Genomic DNA, 364 nt, shown 5'->3' on the forward strand with positions numbered 1-364 from the left:
GAACTGCTGGGTCGGCGAGGGCTTCCAGACCACGACGTTGCCCATGAGGGCGGGCGCGGTGGGCAGGTTCCCGGCGATCGCCGTGAAGTTGAACGGCGTCACGGCCAGCACGAACCCCTCCAGGGGCCGGAACTCCTGCCGGTTCCACACCCCGCGCGAGGAGCGGGGCTGCTCGGCGTGCAGCCGGCGGGCGTAGTGCACGTTGAACCGCCAGAAGTCGACCAACTCGCACGCCGCGTCGATCTCCGCCTGCTGGACCGACTTGGACTGGCCGAGCATGGTCGCCGCGTTCAGCGTCTGCCGCCACGGACCCGCCAGCAACTCCGCCGCCCGCAGGAAGACCGCCGCCCGATCATCGAACGCC

At 70.9% G+C, this 364-nt stretch carries 1 protein-coding gene; it reads right to left on the minus strand.

Annotation, left to right across the window (positions count from 1 at the left end; translation table 11 throughout):
* Positions 1-364: aldehyde dehydrogenase family protein (locus DEF28_RS26920; RefSeq protein ID WP_114400955.1), on the minus strand; the 364-nt coding region annotated here is incomplete at both ends.

The organism is Marinitenerispora sediminis (assembly GCF_003336425.1).
Classification (GTDB): Bacteria; Actinomycetota; Actinomycetes; order Streptosporangiales; family Streptosporangiaceae; genus Marinitenerispora; species Marinitenerispora sediminis.